This is a genomic window from Kitasatospora sp. NPDC059646 (genome assembly GCF_042734615.1).
Classification (GTDB): Bacteria; Actinomycetota; Actinomycetes; order Streptomycetales; family Streptomycetaceae; genus Kitasatospora.
Genome location: NZ_JBHWDS010000025.1, coordinates 14,287 through 30,309, shown reverse-complemented (window position 1 = coordinate 30,309; position 16,023 = coordinate 14,287). Strand labels below are relative to the sequence as shown.

The 16,023-nt window shown below is 76.3% G+C and carries 14 protein-coding genes; 8 read left to right on the top strand and 6 right to left on the bottom strand.

Annotated features, from left to right (window positions below; genetic code table 11):
• Nucleotides 1-20 precede the first annotated feature (20 nt).
• Entirely contained in the window at nucleotides 21-512 is a 492-nt protein-coding gene (locus tag ACFV1L_RS19385) for a flavodoxin family protein (RefSeq protein ID WP_380367354.1), read from the bottom strand.
• Between the two features lie 453 nt (nucleotides 513-965).
• On the opposite strand from ACFV1L_RS19385, the gene ACFV1L_RS19380 reads away from it, so the two are divergent.
• Both ACFV1L_RS19380 and ACFV1L_RS19375 read left to right on the top strand, forming a co-directional pair.
• On the top strand, nucleotides 966-1,913 hold the full coding sequence (locus ACFV1L_RS19380; protein ID WP_380367352.1) for a LysR family transcriptional regulator: 948 nt from the start codon (nucleotides 966-968) through the stop codon (nucleotides 1,911-1,913).
• Nucleotides 1,914-2,005: 92 nt separating this feature from the next.
• Nucleotides 2,006-4,654 carry a glycoside hydrolase family 5 protein gene (locus ACFV1L_RS19375; RefSeq protein ID WP_380367350.1) on the top strand — a complete coding sequence of 883 codons (2,649 nt, stop codon included), beginning with the start codon at nucleotides 2,006-2,008 and terminating at the stop codon, nucleotides 4,652-4,654.
• 137 nt (nucleotides 4,655-4,791) lie between these two features.
• Here the strand turns inward: ACFV1L_RS19375 and ACFV1L_RS19370 are convergent, their stop codons facing one another.
• Nucleotides 4,792-6,378 carry a serine protease gene (locus tag ACFV1L_RS19370; protein ID WP_380367349.1) on the bottom strand — a complete coding sequence of 529 codons (1,587 nt, stop codon included), beginning with the start codon at nucleotides 6,376-6,378 and terminating at the stop codon, nucleotides 4,792-4,794.
• A gap of 146 nt (nucleotides 6,379-6,524) precedes the next feature.
• Between ACFV1L_RS19370 and ACFV1L_RS19365 the strand changes: the two genes are divergently transcribed.
• Nucleotides 6,525-7,268, top strand: a complete 744-nt coding sequence (locus tag ACFV1L_RS19365) for an RNA polymerase sigma factor (protein WP_380367347.1) — start codon at nucleotides 6,525-6,527, stop codon at nucleotides 7,266-7,268.
• Nucleotides 7,265-8,359 (top strand): CU044_5270 family protein, encoded by a 1,095-nt coding sequence (locus ACFV1L_RS19360; protein ID WP_380367345.1) that lies wholly within the window; start codon nucleotides 7,265-7,267, stop codon nucleotides 8,357-8,359. The genes ACFV1L_RS19365 and ACFV1L_RS19360 overlap by 4 nt, the downstream gene beginning before the upstream one ends.
• Nucleotides 8,360-8,473: 114 nt before the next feature.
• Here ACFV1L_RS19360 and ACFV1L_RS19355 read toward each other — a convergent pair whose 3' ends face one another.
• From ACFV1L_RS19355 to rpe, 3 genes are all read right to left on the bottom strand, one after another.
• A complete protein-coding gene (locus tag ACFV1L_RS19355; protein WP_380367343.1) occupies nucleotides 8,474-9,433 on the bottom strand; it encodes a pirin family protein in 960 nt (319 codons plus the stop codon).
• 149 nt (nucleotides 9,434-9,582) lie between these two features.
• Nucleotides 9,583-10,446, bottom strand: coding sequence for an alpha/beta hydrolase (locus ACFV1L_RS19350; protein ID WP_380367342.1), 864 nt, complete (start codon nucleotides 10,444-10,446; stop codon nucleotides 9,583-9,585).
• 490 nt (nucleotides 10,447-10,936) lie between these two features.
• Nucleotides 10,937-11,620: a ribulose-phosphate 3-epimerase gene (gene rpe / locus ACFV1L_RS19345; protein WP_380367337.1), complete on the bottom strand. Its 684-nt coding sequence runs from the start codon at nucleotides 11,618-11,620 to the stop codon at nucleotides 10,937-10,939.
• 223 nt (nucleotides 11,621-11,843) lie between these two features.
• Between rpe and ACFV1L_RS19340 the strand changes: the two genes are divergently transcribed.
• A complete protein-coding gene (locus tag ACFV1L_RS19340; protein WP_380367335.1) occupies nucleotides 11,844-12,698 on the top strand; it encodes a hypothetical protein in 855 nt (284 codons plus the stop codon).
• 307 nt (nucleotides 12,699-13,005) lie between these two features.
• Nucleotides 13,006-13,860, top strand: a complete 855-nt coding sequence (locus tag ACFV1L_RS19335; protein WP_380367334.1) for a hypothetical protein — start codon at nucleotides 13,006-13,008, stop codon at nucleotides 13,858-13,860.
• A gap of 83 nt (nucleotides 13,861-13,943) precedes the next feature.
• Here ACFV1L_RS19335 and ACFV1L_RS19330 read toward each other — a convergent pair whose 3' ends face one another.
• Complete coding sequence (locus tag ACFV1L_RS19330) at nucleotides 13,944-14,594, bottom strand: C39 family peptidase (protein ID WP_380367332.1); 651 nt, start codon at nucleotides 14,592-14,594, stop codon at nucleotides 13,944-13,946.
• A 136-nt stretch (nucleotides 14,595-14,730) separates the two neighbouring features.
• On the opposite strand from ACFV1L_RS19330, the gene ACFV1L_RS19325 reads away from it, so the two are divergent.
• A complete protein-coding gene (locus ACFV1L_RS19325) occupies nucleotides 14,731-15,243 on the top strand; it encodes a hypothetical protein (protein ID WP_380367330.1) in 513 nt (170 codons plus the stop codon).
• Nucleotides 15,244-15,274: 31 nt separating this feature from the next.
• Nucleotides 15,275-16,003, top strand: coding sequence for a leucine-rich repeat domain-containing protein (locus tag ACFV1L_RS19320; protein ID WP_380367328.1), 729 nt, complete (start codon nucleotides 15,275-15,277; stop codon nucleotides 16,001-16,003).
• Nucleotides 16,004-16,023: the final 20 nt, after the last annotated feature.

Below are 16,023 nucleotides of genomic sequence, written 5' to 3'. Positions count from 1 at the left end.
CGCCGGGCGCGGGGCGGCCGTCAGGCGAGGGCGGCGCCCCAGGCCTTGGCGCGGTCCAACTCGCCGTCGCGCAGCGGGCCGTCGACCTCGTCCACGAGGAAGCCGACGGGATCGGCGGTCAGGTCGTAGTGGTGGCGGGTGAGGCGCGCGGCGATGCCGTCGGCCGCGGCTCCGGCGTGCTTCGTTCCGGCGCGGGTGTCGAAGGCGGCGGCGCGGACGCCCGCACCGTCGTCCGGGAGGGTGCGGAACCAGGCGCGCAGGCCGGGGCTGTGCTCCGGTGCGCCCGACTTCTCGGCCAGGGTGCGGCTGAGGCCGGTGGACATGCCTCGCATGTGCGTGGGGCCTCCGACCACCAGCAGGTCCGCGCCCCGGACGGCGTCGGCCTCGGCCTCGGCGACCGGCAGGCACCGCACCTCGGCGTTCGGGACGGTGGTCCGGATGCCGTCGGCGATCGCCTCGGCGACCTTCCCGGTGTTGCCGTACATGCTTTCGTAGACGATCAGGGCACGCATGGTGGTGCTACCTCTCTCTGGTCGGCGGGTCGGCCGTGCCGGGCCCGGCGGAAACGGTGGTCACCGGGCGGGGCGCCCGACGGATCGGGCGACGCGGCGCCGACCGGTGAGCCCGCCGCCGGATCGCCGGTCCGCCCTCCGGCGGTTCGGCTCCGACGGCGGCGGGACCGACCTGCCCGGCACCGACGCCCGGCACCGTGGGACCGGGTCGGGTGGGCGATGTCATGGCTCCTCCACCGCTGCGGCGGCCGCTGTCCGGTGACGGCCGGGTCGTGTTCCACGCTAGGCGGGCCCGGCGGTGCGGGCGAGGGCCGACCGGCCCGGTCCGTGGGGGCGTCCGACCTTGCCCGGCCGGACCGTACGGGCCCGGCCGCCGACGGCTCCTGCCGCGCCGGCGGCGGGCGATTCCGGTGCCGGAAGAACGAGTTGGGCGTGCGCCTACAATCAGCGGCTGTGGATGTCTCCACCCAGAAACTGCGGAACTTCGTCGTGGTGGCCGAGGAGCTGAACTTCAGCCGGGCGGCCGTCCGTCTCTTCGTCACGCAGCAGGCACTGAGCAAGCAGCTGCGCGACCTCGAAGTGAGCCTCGGCGTGCGGCTGTTGGCCCGCACCACCCGCAGCATGGCGCTGACGCCGGCCGGCGAGGCGTTCCTCGCGTCCGTCCGGGAGTCGCTCGCCGCGCTGGACGCCGGCGTGGCCGCGGCGCGCAGCACCGGCCGGGGCGTGGCGGGCACCGTCCGGCTGGGGTTCGTGATCGGCGGCGCGCTGGAGCTGACCGGACCGATCGTCGCCGAGTTCTCCGAGCGGTACCCGGGCGTCCGGCTGGAGCTCCGCGAGAGCGGCTTCGAGGACCCGTCGGCCGGGCTGGCCGACGGCGGCAGCGACGTGGCGTTCGTCCGGCTCCCGCTGGCCGCGCCCGGCCTGGAGGCGGTGCCGCTGTTCACGGAGCCGCTGGTCGTCGCACTGCCTCCGCACCACCGGCTGGCCGGCCGGAGCAGTCTCACGGCCGCCGACGTCGTCGACGAGCCGCTCGCCGTCGGCCGCACCGCCGACACGGTGTGGCAACGCTTCTGGAGCCTCGACGAGCACCGCGGCGGCCGACCGCCGCGGGTGGTCCGGGAGACCGGCTCGCACACCGAGGAACTGCAGGTGGTCGCCGCCGGTCTGGCGTGCGCGGTGACGGTGGCCGCGGCGCAGCGTTTCACTCCGCTCACGGGGGTGCGGTACGTCCCGCTCACCGGGGTGGCGGGCTCGGTGCTGGCCGTCGCCTGGAGGAGCGGGCAGCGCAGCCCCGGCGTGGAGCGGTTCGTCGCCGTGGCACGGCAGGTCCGTGAACGGGAGGCCGCGATCGTCGCCGCCATCGAGACGCCGCGCCCCGGGGTCCACAACCCGGGCTTGTAGCTCGGCGCCGAAAACGTTGCTTCCCGCGCCGGAGCAGCGGCCCTACGGTTCCCCAAGCACCTCGGAGCGGGGAACCGGAGAAGGGCCAGGCCATGTCACGATCGCGCAGCCGTTGGTCGGGGGTCCTCGCCCGTTCGCTCCGCCGCACGCCGACCGCCGGCCGGGCGGGCGCCGGTGGCGCGGCCCGCCCCGCCGTCGCCGCCGCGGTGACCGCCGGTGCGCTGGTCGCCGTCTGCGTCGCGGCCGCCCGGGCCGATCCGACCGGGCTGTTCACGCCACTGGCCTGGGCCGCGCTGCGGGTGGCGCCGGTGCGCGGACTGTGGTCGGTGGCCGGGGCCGCGGTGTTCCTCCCGGTGCTGGTCGTGGTCACCGCGTGGGGTGCCGTCGTCTCGTGCGGGGACGTGGCGGGGCGGGCCGGGCGGCGGGGGCTGGCGCTGGTGCTGCGGCTGTGGGGCGTCACCGTGCTGGCCACCGGGCTCGCCCGGCTCGGGCAGGTGCTCGCCGGGACGGCGGGCGTGGGCGTGCGCGGCGGATCCGGCACCTGGCTCGCGACCGCGCTGTGGGACTGCGGGCTGCCCGCGTCCCGGGTCGCGCTGATCGGCTGGGTTCCGGCGCTGCTCGGCGCGTGGGCGTACCTCGTCCGGTCGCGGCCGACGGAGCCCGGCCGGCTGCCGGCCGGGCCGCCTCCCGGCCCGCGCCGGTGCCTGGTCGGCACGGCCCTGCCGCTGGCGCTGCTCGGCCCGCTGGTCGGCCCGCTGCTGTGGGAGGGCTCGCCGGCGGCCTCGTTCTACGGCGAGCCGCTCGCTCTGCGGCGGCTGCCGCTCGGACCGGCGCTCGGGGCCGGCCGGTTCGCGGTCGAGCTGGTGACGGCGGCCGTCGTCGGCGCGGTCCTGCTGGCCCGGTCCTCGCGGCGGTTCGACCGCACCCGGCCCGGCGGGCTCCTGCTGGGCGGCTGGCTCGCCGCGGTCGGGGGCGGCGCGGCGGCCGGGGCGGTGCAGGCGCTGCTCGCCCTCCCGCGCGACCTCGGCGGCGGGGACCTGTTCGTCGTTCCGGACGCGGCGCTGCGCATCGGCACCGGCGTCTCGCTGGGCGTCGTGTCCGGCTGGGCCGTCGCTCCCGCCCTGCTGCTGGGGGGCCGCCTGCTCGATGCCGTTCGCGGGCAGCGCCGCCGGGCGGCCGCCGGGCTCGTCTCCGCGACCGTGCTGGCCGTCGGCTCCTCGCTGCTCGCCCCGGCCACCGTGGCCGCCGAAGCGCCCTCGGCCGGTGCGGCGGCCCGGGCGACGGCCGCCGCCGACCTGCCCGCGCTCACCGTGCGTCCCGCCACCGCGCACTCCCCGGCCGTGATCGTCGACGTCAACGACCGCCAGGTCCTGCTGCGCGGCGTCAACGTCAACCAGCTGGTCGACTACTACGCGCAGACGCCCGGCCGGCAGACCGTCCGGCCGCTGGGCGAGGACGACTTCGCGGCCATGGCGGCGATGGGCTTCGACGTCGTCCGGCTCAGCATCTCCTGGTCGGCGCTGGAGCCGAGCCGCGGGCACTACGACCTGACCTACCTCGACCGGATCCGGGCCACCGTCGCGATGGCCGCGCGGCACGGCCTCTACACCGACCTCGACATGCACGAGGACGCCTGGGGCCCGGCCATCGCCGCACCGCCCGGGACGGCCTGCCCGGCCGGCAGCACGCCGATCATCGGCTACGACGGGGCCCCGGCCTGGGCCACGATCACCGACGGCGCCCCCCGCTGCGAGTCACTGGGCCGCGACCTCACGCCCGCCAACGCCCGCGCGTTCAGCGCCTTCTACCACGACACCGACGGCATCCAGAGCGAACTCGTGCGTGCCTGGGCCCTGTTGGCGCGCACCTTCGCCGCCGATCCGGCCGTCGCCGGATACGGCCTGCTCAACGAACCCGGGGTGGGCGAGGATCCGCCGGCCACCTCCTCCGTGCTGCTCGGCGCCTACCAGGACCGCGCCGTCCGGGCGATCCGGGCCGCCGAACAGCAGACCGAGGGCGGCTTCCCGCACCTGGTGTTCGTCGAGCCGAGCGTGCTCTGGTCCGGCCTGGGCTTCGACGCGGCGCCGCCGCGCGGCTTCAGCACCGACCCGTACCTGGTCTTCGCGCCCCACCTCTACAGCCAGTCCATCACCATGGACCGGGAGTTGGGGATCACGCTGGTCTCCGTCGAGCGCGGCTTCGCGCTGGCCGAGCAGCAGGCCCGGGCGTACGGCATGCCGCTCTGGTCGGGCGAGTGGGGCTGGTTCGGCCCGGACCTGCCGGGCAACGCGGCGATGATGCGGCGCTTCGCCGCCGCCGAGGACCGCGCCCGCACCGGCTCCGCCTTCTGGGTCTGGAAGCAGGCCTGCGGCGGCCCGGAGAGCGACCAGCACGCCGCCGCCACCGGCAACCTGATCGGCGTCGACTGCGCCACCGAGCAGGACCTGCCCCCGGACCCGGCAGTGGTCTCCGTCCTCGCCCGCGCCTACCCGCGCACCGCCCCCGGCACGCTGGCCTCCCTCACCTCCGACCCGCACACCGGCACCGTCACCGTCACCGGCAGCACCTCCTCCCGGGCGACCGGCCCCGCCTGCACCCTGGACCTCTGGATCCCGGGCAGCGCCCGACCGGTCACCCGCGCCGAGGGCGTCACCGGCCTGACGGAACGCCGGACACCCGGCGGCTGGCGCGTCACGGGCTGCGCGACGGGCACCTACCGCCTCACCGCGACGCGGTCGTAGCCGCAGCCGTGGGCCCGGCGCTCCCTGGATCTCCGTCGGCGCGGGTGTCCGCCGCGTCTTCAGCGCGGCGGCGGGAAGTTCCGGGGCCGCGCAGACGAGGCCGCGGTTCCCGGCGGGGCCCCGGGCGGCCGACGGGGTCACTCGGTGCGGTAGGCGTCGGTGATGGTCTGGTCGAGGGTGTTGCCGTCGGCGTCGGTCAGCTCGGCGCGCAGGGAGACACCGGTTCCGGCGGACGGGTTCCGGACCGTCACCGCGCCCGCTTCGAGCGGGAGGCGGGTCCACGAGGCGCCGCCGTCGGTGGAGGCCGAGACGGTCAGCGAGCGGGTGCGTCCGTCCGCGGCGGCTCCCTGCACGGTGACCGGAATCCGGAGCGCACGGCCACCCGCCGCGGTGCCGGCCGGGCCGAGCTCGGGGGCGAACCGCACGACGCTCACCGGGAGCGCGGTCGGCCCGGTCGTGGTGGCCGAGGCGAAGGTCCAGGACGCGTTCACGCGGGTGGTCGCGCCGGCCGCGGCCCTGCGGGTCGCCGTGGCGGTCAGGCGGTACGAGGCCGTGCCCGAGGGCACGGTGAACTCGCCGCGTCCCGGGGCGCCGGACGAGGCGCCGACCAGGACGCCGTCGCGGTGCAGCGACGTGTACGCCGTGTCGAACGACGGGCTCCACGGTGCGTGGCCGTCGCCGTCGGCGAGCAGCGGGACGTTCGCGGTGATGCGGTCGCCGTCGCGCGAGACGGCGGGACGGTCGGTGAGCGCGGGGCCGAAGACCGGGCCGTCGAAGGTCTGGGCGGTCGTGGCGCCGGCCCGGACGGCGATGCGGTCGGCGGTGTAGGTGTTCGGCGGGGTGCCGTCGGCGCGGGGGACGGTGAAGAGGATGTCCCAGGTGCCGCGCTCGGGTGCGACGAGGAAGGTGGCGGTGCCGGGTGTCGGCATGGACCGGGAGACGCCGAGGGCCGTTCCGTCGGTCGGCAGGAGGCTGAAGTGCGCGGTCCCGGTGCTGCCCGGCCCGACGGCGCTACGGACGGTCAAGGTGGCCAGCTCCTGCGCGGCGTAGTGCCGGGTGAGCCCGGTCAGCGCACGGGTGCCGGTGAAGGTCCGGCCCAGCGCGTAGTTGACGGTGTCGGTCTTCCAGTTGACGTCGATCCACTGCTTCAGCGCCCCGGGCTCGGTCTCGGGTCCGAGGTGGGCCACGCGCAGGTTCGGCGACCCGTTGAAGACGTTGCCGCTCCTGGTGACACCCTTGTGGGTGACCTCGACGAATGTCGAACCGTGGACGAAGCTCGCGGAGCCGTCCGCGGGCCGGACGTCGACGGGGGCGGTGGTCCGCGCGTCGACGGTGACGGTGGTGTCCCGGTCGAGGTCGAGGCGCGGCTGGACGATCCAGTCCGTCCCGGTCGTACCGTTCGCCCCCTGGGTCGAGCTCAGGGTGCTGTCCAGCAGGTACCGGCCCTTGGGCAGCCGCACGGTGGTGACGCCGGAGGCGTCCTGCTGCTCGAAGAACTCCTCGCCGCCGTCCGCGAAGACTCCGGCGACATGGGTGCGGTACTTCGCGGCCGGTTGGCCGGCGCGGTCCACGTGCTTGATCGTGAGCGTGTACGTCCGCGGCTCCGCGGCGAAGGCCGCGCCGCCGTGGGCGGGAGTCGAGGTGCCGGCCAGGGCGACGGCGACGGCCAGGGCCCGGAGGGCGCTGCGGCGGGGAACGGAGCGGGGGGCGGAAGCAGTGGTCATGCTCTGCACTGCTCGGACCGGCTCCGGAGTTCCTGTGAGCCGGACCACATCCGGCGCGGGGCGGCCCCGTGCCGGGAGCGACGCCTGTGACGCAGGTCATCGGAACCCGGGCGGCGGCCCGGGCAGTGCAGAGCGTGGAAGCACTCATGAGAACGCGTCTTCGCCGCGGCGATCCCGACGTCCTGGGCGAGCTGTACGACGAGCACGCCCAGGTGCTGTACCGCTACGCCCTCCGTGTGACGGGCAACTGGGCGGAGGCCGAGGACGTCGTCTCGACGACCTTCCTGGAGGCGTGGCGGGGCCGGGAGAAGCTGCACCCCGACGGCGCCGGGCTGCGCCCGTGGCTGCTGGGGATCGCGACCAACGTCATGCGCCGCACCGCCCGGGCCCACCGGCGCCGTGACCTCGCGCTCGCCCGGCTCCCGGAACGCGGCTCGGTCCCGGACTTCGCCGACGACCTGGTCGCGCACCTCGCGGACGTGGAGCACCTGCAGGCCGCGCACCGCGCGCTCGCCCGGCTCCGGCGCCGCGACCGGGAGGTCTTCACCCTCGTGGTGTGGGCCGGGCTGGACTACGCGAGCGCGGCCGAGGCGCTCGGCACGCCGGTCGGCACCGTCCGCTCGCGGCTCTCCCGGGCCCGGGCCCGCCTGCGGGAACTCACCGAGGCGGAGGCCAGGGCCCGGGCCAAGGCCGACGCGAGGGCCAGGGCCCGCGTCCCGTCGGCGCGGCACCGGTGCGCCGGACCCGGAGAGCGCCCCGAGGCGGAGGGGCGGACCCCTCCCACCGTCACCGCCCGGCCCGCACCGGGCCGCATCCCCGCGCTCCGGCCGCCGATCCACTCGATCCAGTCGATCCAGTCGATCCATCCGATCCAGGAGAGCCACGGATGAACGCCACCCCGCGGCGCGATACGCAGTGCCCGTCCTCCGCGCAGGACGAGCGCCGCGAACTCGCCGAGCTGCTGCCCCCGCCGTCGGTGCCCGGCCTGGACGAGGATCGTCAACTGCTGCTGAGACGGGAGGTGTTGCGCAGGGCCGCCGGGTCCGCCGAACCGCAGGGCGGCGCCCCCCGGCGCCCGGCCCGGTACCGGCGTCCGGTCAGGATCGCGGTGCCGGCCCTCGCCTGCGCCCTCACGGTCGTCGGCGTCGTGACGGTGGACCCCGGGGGTTCGGCCGGGCACGACCGCGCGGCGGTGACCGGGGACGGCGCCGCCGGCACCCCCCGTGCGGTACGCCTGCTCGACCGCGCCGCGCTCGCCGCCGCCGGGGCGGAGCAGTCGAGGGTCCGCGCCGACCAGTTCGTCTACGTCGAGAGCAGGGTCGCCTACGCCGCTCGGAGCACGGCGGGCGGTCCCGCGATCACGGCTCCCGTACACACCCGGCAGGTCTGGCTGTCAGCCGACGGCAGCCGCCCCGGTCTGCTGCGCGAGGAGGGCGCGCCCGACACCCGGCTCGGCGAGAACGGACCGGTCCTCCACCTCGCCCGGCCGGGGGAGACCGCCGGGCCCGACACCCCGCGCGGGAACGGTCCGTCGATCGGTGAACCGACCAACGCGTACGTCGCCTCGCTGCCCACCGACCCGGACACCCTGCTGAGGCTGATCAGGGAACAGACCCGCGGCGAGGGCCAGGACCCGGACCAGCGGGCGTTCACGGCGATCGGCGACCTGCTGGCCGAGACCTGGGCGCCGCCGCAGGTCAGCGCCGCGCTCTACCGGGCGGCCGGACGGATTGCGGGGGTCACGGAGGTTGCCTCGGCCGTCGACGCCGCCGGGCGCGAAGGCGTCGCCGTGGCGCGCACGGCGCACGGGCAGCAGACCCAGTGGGTCTTCGACCGGACCACGTACGCGTTCCTCGGCGAGCGCACGGTCCTCGTCGAGGCCGGCGAGGCAGGGCCGGCCGGAACGGTGGTCGGCACCTCGGCGGTCCTCGCGAAGGCCGCCGTCGACCGCGTCGGCCAACTCCCGTCGACGGGCCGGTGACGCGGTGGCAGTCGACCGACCGGCTCCGCGCCGTCCTCGACTCACCCGGCCCCCGGGCCGGCGGAGGGTCCGGCCGACCGGCCCGAGGCGGAGGGCTCCCGGAGCCGCTGCCGGTCAGCCCTCTCGGCCCCGAACCTTCAGCGGGGTGGCGGGGAGTTCCGGGGCGCGGAGCCGGGTGCCGGCGTAGCCGTGCACCTCGCCGAAGCGGGTGCCGTGTTCCCAGTCGGTTCGGGCGCGGGCGATCTCGTCGCCGGTGCGGCCGATGAAGTTCCACCACATGACGAGGCGTTCGGTGAAGGGTTCGCCGCCGAGGAGGAGGACGGTGGCGTCGGTGCGGGCGCGGAGGGGGAGGTCGCGGCGGCCGCAGCCGAGGTAGAGCAGCGAGCCGGGTTCGACGGGGACGCCGTCGACCTCGGCGCTGCCGGACATGGCGAGGACCGCGTACTCGAAGCCCTCCTCGACGGGGAGGCGGTGGGCGGCGCCGGCGCGGAGGGTGAGGTCGGCGCCGGTGAGCGGGGTGTAGGTGGTGCCGGGGGAGGTCGCGCCGTCGAGGGTGCCGAGGATGAGGCGGGCGGTGAGGCCGTCCGCGGTGACGACGGGCAGTTCCGGGTGGTGTTCGAAGGCGGGGGCGGTGTGCCGGTGGGCGTCCGGCAGGGCCACCCACAGCTGGGCGCCGTGCAGGTACCGGGCGTGCTCGCGGGGCGACTCCTCGGAGTGCGAGATGGCCCGCCCGGACGTCATCAGCCCCAACTCGCGGGGGCGGACGGTCTGCAGGCTGCCGAGGCTGTCCCGGTGCAGCACGCTCCCCTCGTGCAGCCAGCTCACGGTCTGCAGGCCCATGTGCGGGTGCGGCGGCACCTGCATGCCGGGTTCGTCGGCGATGTCGTCGGGACCGTAGTGGTCGACGAAGCACCAGGCGCCGACCATCCGCCGACCCAGGCTGGGCAGCAGCCGCCGCACCACCGTGGACTCCCCGAGCGGCACCTGACGGCCGGTCAGCAGGTCCTTGACGGGGCCGGTCGCCGCCTGCTGCCCGCAGACCGCCGGGGCGGGCTTGAGATCGAGGTTGCTCATGGCGGCCAGTATCGGTCCGCCGCCCCGCCCGCCCCGGTTGCGCCGCCCCGACACGTCGCTGGCACCGCCGCGACGGCGGCGGCACCCGACGGTCTCGGTGGCACCCCACCACGTCACGGCACCCCAGAACCCGGGGCGCGCCGCAGCGGTCAGCGGGCCGCGAGCAGCGCGATCGCGTCCGGCATGACGCGCCGCCAGAACCCGGCGGTGTGCTCGCCGCGCGGGAAGGAGGTGCGGGTGGCGGGCGGGCCGGCGAGCTTGCGGGCGGCGGGGCAGAACGGGTCCTCGGTGCCGCACCAGACGCCGATCCGGTCGACCCGGCCGAGCCCGTCGAGGTGCTGGAGCGGCTCGTGCGCCTGCCAGTCGGCCTGGTCGCGGTAGGCGTCGACGGTGCGGGCGTCGTCCCAGGTGCGGAACAGCGCGGGGCTGAGCAGGGCGACCGAGGACAGCCGCCCCTGGTGGGCGCGGGCGTACTGGAGGGCTCCCGACCCGCCCATCGAGATGCCCAGCACGGCGCTGGGGGCGGCCAGTCGACGTGCGGCGAGCCAGCCGGGAAGTTCGGCGGTGAGCATGGCCATCGGGTCGTCGGCCGGGCTGCGGGCGTGCCAGTAACTGTCCCCGCCGTCCACCGCGACCACCCGGAACGGCGCGGCGCCGGCGGCGACCGCCTGGGCCAGGAACTGCGGCACGCCGAGGTCGACGAGGGTGGTCGCGTCGCCGCCCCGCCCGTGCAGGGCCAGGCACACCGGCAGGTCCGAACGGTCGGGTCCGGGCGGGTCCATGACGATCAGTCGGACGTCGCGTCCGCGCGCCCGCGAGCGCTCGGTCTCGGTGCGCACCCGCCCGGCGCTCACGGCGGGCACCTTGCCGTCGACGCCGGTCAGCCCGAGGGCGCGGCGCAGCCGGGCACCACCGGGCAGCACGTCCTCCACCATCGCGCCGCCGACCGCGCCCGCGCCGAGCACGGCGACGGCCAGCGCACCCAGCAGCCGACGCCGCCCGAGGCTCGGCACGTCCGTCGTCCGGGGACCACCCTCCGCCGCCGGCCCCGCCGGCCCCGCCGGCCCCGCCGGTCCCACCGGCTCCGGTCCTACCGCTTCCACCTCTTCCGGCCCCGCCGGCCCCACCTCTTCCGGCCCCACCCGTCCCGCCGCTCCCGGACGATCCGGCCCCGCCGGCTCCGGTCCTACCGCTTCCGCCGGCCCCGCCGATCCCACCCGTCCCGCCGTTTCCACCGTTCCCGGACGATCCGCCGCGCCGTCGACTTCCGCCCCCGGCCGCACGCTCGACCGCACGCTTGACCGCACCTTCGCCCGCACCCCTGCTCCGCTTCGCCCGTGACGCGCCGTCATCCACGGCCGGCCGTCGTTCGCACCCTGCCGTCTTCCGTGACTCGCCGACTCGCCGTCATCCGTGAACGCCCGGTGGAAGGCCGGGCGCATCACGGGACGCCCGGCGGGGGCGGTCCGGTTTCACCCCCCCCGGCCGGGCCGGGGAGGCCCGTCAGTGGCGGCAGCCCCACCCGGCCGCGGCGGTCGCCGTCTCGGCCTGGGCGCGCAGTGCACGCACCGCCTCGGCGGGGTCGGCCGCGCCGTACACGGCCGAGCCGGCCACGAAGACGTCGGCGCCGGCCTCGGCGCAGGCCTCGATGGTGGCGGGGGCGACGCCGCCGTCGACCTGGAGCCACAGGTCCAGGCCGTGCTTGTCGATCAGCTGCCGGGTGCGGCGGATCTTGGGCAGCATGATGTCGAGGAACGCCTGACCGCCGAAGCCGGGCTCCACGGTCATGATCAGCAGCATGTCGAGCTCGGGCAGCAGGTCCTCGTACGGCTCGATCGGGGTGGCGGGCTTGAGCGCCATCGAGGCGCGGGCGCCCTTGGCGCGGATCTCGCGGGCCAGCCGGACGGGTGCGGCGGCGGCCTCCACGTGGAAGGTGACGGAGCCGGCGCCGGCCTCGACGTACTGGGGGGCCCAGCGGTCGGGCTGTTCGATCATCAGGTGGCAGTCGAGCGGAGTGCTGGTGGCCCGGGCCAGGGACTCGACGATCGGCACGCCGAGGGTGAGGTTGGGGACGAAGTGGTTGTCCATCACGTCGACGTGCAGCCAGTCCGCGCCGCGCACCGCCTCGGCCTCCTCGGCGAGGCGGGCGAAGTCCGCCGACAGGATGCTGGGGTTGATCTGCGCCATGACCGACTGCCTTCGTGCGAGGGGTGGAGGGCCGCGGAACCGCGCGCCCGGCCCCATCATCCCGCGCCGGGCCGCCGGGTTTTCCGCGCCCCGCCCCCGGGTGATCGTCATCACACCCCGGCGGGGGTTACCGGGGCCTCCGCCGTGGTCATAGGACGTGGACGGCCTTCCGCCGACCCGGGCCGTTCCCCGTCCACCAGGCAGCCCCGTGGGAGGTCTCCCGATGTCCGAACCCGTCCACCCCGCCCGCGCCCTGTGGCGGCTCTTCGAGCCGGTGTACGCCGTCGCCTTCCTTCAGCCGGAGAGCCGCGCGGCCTTCGAGGGGATCGGGCTGGACGGCAGCTGGCGCGGCTACTTCGCCGCCCGCTCGGCCCCGCTGGGCGCGGTGGACGCACCACAGGTGATCGCCGCGTTCTTCAGCTTCGCCCCGCGGATGGTGGAGTCGGCCCTGCCGGAGGTGTGGAAGCACGCGAGCCCCGAGCAGGCGTTGGCCGCCCGGATCGGCAGTTCGGCGGCGGTGCTGGCCCGGCTGCTGGCGCCGGTGGACGCCGAGCAGGTCGAGGAGGCGGCGACCGCACTGGAGGCCGCGGTGGCCCGACTCGACTGCGCGGGAAGGGTGTTGGCGGCCGCCAACACCGCGCTCCCCCGGCCGTCGGACCGGTACGGGCGGCTGTGGCAGGCCGCGAACGACCTCCGTGAGCACCGCGGGGACGGGCACGTGGCGGCGCTGGTCGCGGCCGGCCTGGACGGCTGCGAGGCGCCGGTGCTGCACTGCGCGCTGGACGCCGACCGCACCGTGCTGCAGCCGCTGCGCGGATGGACGGACCGGGAGTGGGAGGCCGCCACGGCCCGGCTGGCCGAGCGGGGCCTGCTGACCCCGCAGGGCGCCGTCACCGAGCTCGGCCGGAGCGCCCACCGGGCCGTCGAGACCACCACCGACCTGGCCGCCGGCCGGGTCTGGGAGAGCCTGACGCAGCCCGAACTCGACCGCCTCACAGCCGTGCTGAGGCCGATCGCGGCGATCTGCCGGGCGCGGATGCCGATCAACCCGCTGGCGATGCCGCCGGTCGAACCGTGACCGGCGCCCGCACCTCCGCGACCTCCGGAGCCCGAACCGCCCGAACCGGCACCGGCCGAACCGCGCCCGCACCCGCGCCCGCACCCGGGCCCGCACCCGCACCCGCACCCGCACCCGCACCCGGCGGACCGTCGCGACCGACCGCCGGCCGGCCTGCCCGCCGGCCGGCCCACCCCGGGCCACCCCGGGCCGGCGGAACTGTTCACACGCCCGCAATGAACTCCCTTCCCGCCGCCGATCCGCTCTGGCAGGCTCACGGGGCAGTTCAAGCCGGCCCCGCAGCCCGACCCTCACCGAAAGGCGTCCGATGACCCAGGTCGTCCACCCCGCCCGTGCTCTCTGGTGGCTGTTCGAACCCGTCCACGCCCTCACCTACTTCTCCCCCGAGGCCCGCGCCGCGTACGAGTCGGCGGGCCTGCGCGGCTACTGGCGCGGCTACTTCGGCGGCCGGTCGGCGCCGCTCGGGGCGGTGGAGGCCGCACCGGTGGTCGCCGCGTTCTTCAACTTCGCGCCGCAGATGGTGGAGCGGGCGCTGCCGGAGCTGTGGGACCGGGCCGCGCCCGAACTCGCCCTGCAGGCCCGGGTGGACGGCGCGACGGGCGCACTCGGCCGGGTCCTGACCGACGTGAAGCCCGATCTGATCGACCGTTCGGTGGAACTGCTGGAACGCGCCGTCGACGGACTGGACTGCGCCGGCCGGGTGCTGGCCGCGGCGAACGCCGCGCTCCCCCGCCCGGACGGTCCGCTGGCCCGGCTGTGGCAGGCCACCACGGTGCTGCGCGAGCACCGCGGCGACGGCCACGTGGCGGCGCTGGTCGCCGAGGGCCTGGACGGCTGCGAGGCGCTGGTGGTGCGCTGCGCGCTGGACACCCGCCGGGAGACCCTGCAGCCGCACCGCGGCTGGACCGACGCCGAGTGGGACGCGGCGACGGCCCGCCTGATCGAGCGTCAGTGGCTCGCCCCGGACGGCTCGCTGACCACCGAGGGCCGCCGCCGGCACCTCGCCCTGGAGGCCGCCACCGACCTGGCCGCGTCCCGGGTCTGGACGCATTTCCACCGCTCCGAGCTCGACGAACTCGCCGCCGCGCTCCGCCCGATCTCCTCCCTCTGTCGCGCCGACCTTCCGCCCACCACGCCGATCGGCCTGCCGAACGCCTCCTGAGGCCCCATCAGCCCCATCAGCACGCCGCCCGCCGACCCCGGGCCGCCGCCCGGCCGCCCCACCGGCCGCCGGACGGCCCGGGGTCAGTACGGCGGCGGGCCGAGCAGGACGCCCCGGCCGGCGTAGAACCGGTCCAGGTCGGCCCAGGGGACGCGGGCGGCGCGCTGCGAGCCGTCGGGGAAGCCGGACGGGTTGTGGATGTACAGCGCGTCGTCGTCCGCGCCGACGGCCAGCACCAGGTGGCCGCCGGGGCGGGGCACTTCGGCGGCGAGGGTCCGGATGCCGGGGTGGACGGAGATCATCGGGAGCACGCCGCGGGCGAGCTCCTCGGGCAGCCGGTGGACGGGCAGCGGGCTGACCGCCTGGGCGTCCAGGCCCCAGCGGGTGCGGGCGTAGTCGGCGAACGGCGCGTGGATCAGCCCGTCGAGCCGCCCGTCGGGGCGCCGGACGTACGCGCCCGCGAGTTCGCACTCCTCGGCGAGCCGCACCGCCGCCGGGGCGACGCCCCACCAGTGGTCGAGGGCCATCCGCAGGCAGGCCATGCCGCACAGCCGCCACGACCAGTACTCGTACTCGGCCTCGTCGGCCGCGCCCGACCGCTCCCACAGCGGGTCGTCCGCGGCGCGCAGCGTGCCGTCCAGGATGTCGGGCACGAGTTCGGGCGACTCCCACTGGGAGTAGTAGGGCACCGGATGGCTGATCGGCTTCACCCGGTCATCCTGACGTACTTTCATCCCGATCCCGCGGACGTCCGCGCGCGACACCTTCGGCACCGCCCCCACCTGCGGCAATGCCGCCCGCCACCACAGACTTGAACGCGTTCAGTTTCTCTGGCAGGGTGGGCCCGCACCGACCCGGGGGGAACGAACCATGCGACGCCACTACCCGCGCACCTCCACCCTCGCGGTGGCGGCCCTGCTGCTGACCGCCTGCGCCGGCGTCACCCAGTACTACGAGGGCACCGGCCTGCACGACGCCACCACCGCCGAGGCCGTCGGCGACTGGACGGGCCGGCAGCAGGCCCGGCTGACCCTCCGGGCGGACGGCACCGCCGTGATCGACCGGCTGGACGGGCAGGACTGGGACTTCGACGAGGGCTGGCAGTTGTCCGGCACCGGACGCTGGGAACTCACCGACCGGGACGCCGGACAGGAACTCGTCGTCGACCTCACCGCCCGCACCGCCACCGGGCTCCGCGCCGTCGACCGCCGCTCCCCCGCCCCGGCGCCCGACGGCTACCGCTGGCGCTTCCACGTGAAGCGCGACCGGCAGCGGGAGTTGCAGCTGTTCGCCTTCGTCGGCGACCCCGACTCCGGCGACGCCTACCTGCTCACCCGCGCCCCCGCCGGACCGGGCTCCGCACCGGGCCCCGCTGTGCGATGATCGCCGTCTTCCCCGGCGAACGGAGCACACCATGGACGGAACCGGACCGGTGGTCAGCCTCTGGCGGGCCGACCTCGCCACCGTGCCGGAGCACGTGTGGCAGCGCACCGACGCCGAGGTGCTGATCCTGGCCGACAACCGGCTGAACGAACTCCCGAGCGCCATCGGCGACTTCACCGCACTGCGCACCCTGGACCTCGGCCACAACGCGCTCGCCGCCGTCCCCGACCGGATCGGCGACCTGACCGGGCTCTCCGGCTTCCTCTACCTGCACGACAACCGCCTCACCGCCCTGCCGGCCTCCCTCGGCCGCCTGCGCCGCCTGCGCTACCTGAACGTCGGCGACAACCCGCTCACCGAACTTCCGGACACCATCGGCGACTTGGCCTCGCTCGTGGAACTCCGGGCGCAGAACTGCGGATTGAAGCGGCTGCCGGAGACCGTCGGCGCCCTGAGCCGGCTGCGCGAGCTGCGCCTGCAGGGCAACTCCCTGACGGCGCTGCCGGATTCGCTCGGGTCGCTGCGCGAGCTGCGCTGCCTGGAGCTGCGCGACAACGCCCTGGCCGCGCTGCCGGATTCGCTGGCCGTGCTGCCGCGACTGCGCGAACTCGACCTGCGCGGCTGCCCGTTGGCCTCGCTGCCGGACTGGCTGGCCGAGCTGCCCGGGCTGGAGAAGCTGGACCTGCGGTGGGTGCCGTCCGCACCGGATCCGCGACTGGTGGAACGGCTGGAGGGGCGCGGCTGCACGGTCTGGTTCTGACCGTCCCGCGGCGGCCGCGC

Coding starts and splice junctions, on each gene's coding strand:
- ACFV1L_RS19320 (WP_380367328.1), top strand. CDS start 15,275: ATGGACGGAACCGGACCGGTGGTCAGCCTCTGGCGGGCCGACCTCGCC.
- ACFV1L_RS19370 (WP_380367349.1), bottom strand. CDS start 6,378: ATGACCACTGCTTCCGCCCCCCGCTCCGTTCCCCGCCGCAGCGCCCTC.
- ACFV1L_RS19330 (WP_380367332.1), bottom strand. CDS start 14,594: ATGAAAGTACGTCAGGATGACCGGGTGAAGCCGATCAGCCATCCGGTG.
- ACFV1L_RS19365 (WP_380367347.1), top strand. CDS start 6,525: ATGAGAACGCGTCTTCGCCGCGGCGATCCCGACGTCCTGGGCGAGCTG.
- ACFV1L_RS19340 (WP_380367335.1), top strand. CDS start 11,844: ATGTCCGAACCCGTCCACCCCGCCCGCGCCCTGTGGCGGCTCTTCGAG.
- ACFV1L_RS19375 (WP_380367350.1), top strand. CDS start 2,006: ATGTCACGATCGCGCAGCCGTTGGTCGGGGGTCCTCGCCCGTTCGCTC.
- ACFV1L_RS19335 (WP_380367334.1), top strand. CDS start 13,006: ATGACCCAGGTCGTCCACCCCGCCCGTGCTCTCTGGTGGCTGTTCGAA.
- ACFV1L_RS19360 (WP_380367345.1), top strand. CDS start 7,265: ATGAACGCCACCCCGCGGCGCGATACGCAGTGCCCGTCCTCCGCGCAG.
- rpe (WP_380367337.1), bottom strand. CDS start 11,620: ATGGCGCAGATCAACCCCAGCATCCTGTCGGCGGACTTCGCCCGCCTC.
- ACFV1L_RS19355 (WP_380367343.1), bottom strand. CDS start 9,433: ATGAGCAACCTCGATCTCAAGCCCGCCCCGGCGGTCTGCGGGCAGCAG.
- ACFV1L_RS19385 (WP_380367354.1), bottom strand. CDS start 512: ATGCGTGCCCTGATCGTCTACGAAAGCATGTACGGCAACACCGGGAAG.
- ACFV1L_RS19325 (WP_380367330.1), top strand. CDS start 14,731: ATGCGACGCCACTACCCGCGCACCTCCACCCTCGCGGTGGCGGCCCTG.